This window comes from Confluentibacter citreus, from assembly GCF_002807055.1.
Taxonomy (GTDB): domain Bacteria; phylum Bacteroidota; class Bacteroidia; order Flavobacteriales; family Flavobacteriaceae; genus Confluentibacter; species Confluentibacter citreus.
In genome coordinates this window covers 1-2,434 of the sequence record NZ_NIXN01000020.1, presented here as the reverse complement: position 1 = coordinate 2,434, position 2,434 = coordinate 1, and the positions used below count along the sequence as shown (strand labels likewise).

Below are 2,434 nucleotides of genomic sequence, written 5' to 3'. Positions count from 1 at the left end.
TGTATAAAAAATTGCTAGTTTTAGCTAACACAAAGTTGGTTGCCTGTTTGCTGGCTTCCGATTTTCCTTCGGAAAATCCTCGCCCGCTAACACGCAACTTTCCATACACGAACACGTTACCACCCATTATAAACGTTTTCAGTTGAATAGGGAAAGATGTATTTAAAGTTTTAGGTATGGAAGAATATTCGGTGCAAGTTCTAAGTAAACTTTCGTATGGATTTGAATGTTTAGAGATTTAATTGAATATGACAGATAAAGAAACTATAAAGTTTATTGATATTTTAATCAATGACTATATTACAGAAATAGACGAGGAATTTACTATCTCTAATTTCTTGGATGATAATGAAGAGTTTCAAAAGATTAGAATAAATAAGTCGCACCAAAACGATTTAGAAGATAGCATGTGGTCTTTTGGTATAAATAATGAAATATTTAGTAGGACTTATGGAAGAAATATAGTTCTCGGAATAAATGGAAGAGAATTAAAAAGATTTGGAAAAGGATATTTAGAATATGTTAAACATGAATCAGCTAACAACTTAACCAATATTGGTGTAACTATTGAAAATTACATAGGTGGAGATAACCACGGCGTTCAATCATCTAATTTCTCTAATAGTCCCCAAACAAACAATATAACAGCAAATAATAACGCCGACTTAAAAACAAAACCTATTATAAAGTTTTGGAAACTGATTTCAGAAAACAAACTGATTTCTAGTATAATATTTGTTGTCATTTTATATTTAATCAATTTATTTTTTGGAATAGATTTAAATTAAAAACAGAATTAGATTCATTGAAAAATAAATAATATTATGTCAAAACTAAATTTAGAAAAAGAACTAATAAAAACCGCTAAAAAAGAATTTGAATCCAAAATAAAACCATTCAAAAAAGAAATAGAAGATTGTAATGGTAAAATAGAATTCAACAAATCAAAAATGAAATTTGAAATAACAAACATATCAGACGAACTAAAAGAAAAGATTAATCAGAGTCTAAAGAAGCCTTAATTTCAAAAGCTTCTATTTCTTTAATAAGTTCTTCTACTTTGTCAATTTTTGATTTTAATTCATCTAAATTAGTTTTTACTTTAAATGAAACTGATAAATCACTCAAAATATAAATAGATTAAAAAACGGGTGGTAACACCGTATATAATGCATTTGAAAATAAACGCATTATATACACACTCGTTGTAAGCAATACCCAAAAACAGAGATGATAAAAGAAAACTTTCTGAATTTGATTAGAAAATACTCGAAAAACGAAGATTATAATTTGGAATGCTGGAACGAAATTGAGAACAATTATTCATCAAAATCACGTCATTATCATAATCTTGAGCATTTGGAAAATATACTTTCGGAATTGAGCAAAATTCAATCAGAAGTTAAAGATTTAGACTGTTTATTGTTTGCTATATATTACCACGACATAATTTACAAATCCACCAAAAGTAATAACGAACATCAAAGTGCTTTGACATTTAAAAATAGAATTGTTAAAACTTCATTTGACAAATTGAATGAATGTATGTCACAAATTGAGGCTACGAAAGAACATAAAATTTCGGAGGATTATGACACAAATATACTTTTGGATTTAGATCTTTCAATTTTAGGAAAATCACCTGAAGAATATAAAAAATATAGTGAGAGCATTAGAAAAGAATATCAAATTTATCCAGACTTTATGTACCGAAAAGGAAGAAAAAAAGTACTGAAAAGCATATTGGAATTGGATTTTATATATAAAACTGATTATTTTAAACGACTGTACGAAAACCAAGCAAAAGAGAATTTAAGGCTTGAATTAAAACAATTAAGTTAATGGGATTTTGGAATAAAATATTTGGCTCAAAAAATGAGGATACAAACATAAAACAACCCGAAGATTATTACGAGACCGAAATCACGGATGTTTATGTAAAAGTTACTCATCCAAAAAGGAAAACCGAACAAATCGACTGGAATGAAATTGAAGAAATAAAATTAATCAATACTGACGAAGGTCCATTTCTTCCAGATGTTTGGTTAATTTTAATGGGAAATGGAAAAGGTTGTTCTATTCCCCAAGGTTCAGATGGCTGGAATAAGGTTTATGACATAGTTTCCAAATATGACGGATTTAATTTTGAGAATGTGATAAAGTCAGCGAGTTGTACTGATAATGAAACATTTGAAATATGGAAGAAATAAAGTACTGCTTACAACACCGTGTATAAAAAATTGCTAGTTTTAGCTGGCACAAAGTCTGTTGCTTGTTTTCTGGCTTCCGATTTTCCTTCGGAAAATCCTCGCCCTCAAACACGCAACTTTCCATACACGAACACGTTGCCACACATTTGAGAAAAACCGTCACGAATTGAAAATCCTGAAAAAAATATTATTAGTAATTGGAATTTTAGCAATATTCGGATTTG

4 protein-coding genes are annotated in these 2,434 nt (G+C 28.8%); all 4 read left to right on the top strand.

The features are described from left to right. The first annotated feature begins 248 nt into the window (after positions 1–248). Positions 249–788 (top strand): hypothetical protein, encoded by a 540-nt coding sequence (locus tag CDH49_RS15410; RefSeq protein WP_100616424.1) that lies wholly within the window; start codon positions 249–251, stop codon positions 786–788. A gap of 36 nt (positions 789–824) precedes the next feature. After that, positions 825–1,022: a hypothetical protein gene (locus CDH49_RS15705; protein WP_157805348.1), complete on the top strand. Its 198-nt coding sequence runs from the start codon at positions 825–827 to the stop codon at positions 1,020–1,022. Between the two features lie 208 nt (positions 1,023–1,230). After that, positions 1,231–1,842, top strand: a complete 612-nt coding sequence (locus tag CDH49_RS15405) for an HD domain-containing protein (RefSeq protein WP_100616423.1) — start codon at positions 1,231–1,233, stop codon at positions 1,840–1,842. Beyond that, entirely contained in the window at positions 1,842–2,210 is a 369-nt protein-coding gene (locus CDH49_RS15400; protein WP_100616422.1) for a hypothetical protein, read from the top strand. Before CDH49_RS15405 ends, CDH49_RS15400 begins: the two co-directional genes overlap by 1 nt. Positions 2,211–2,434: the final 224 nt, after the last annotated feature.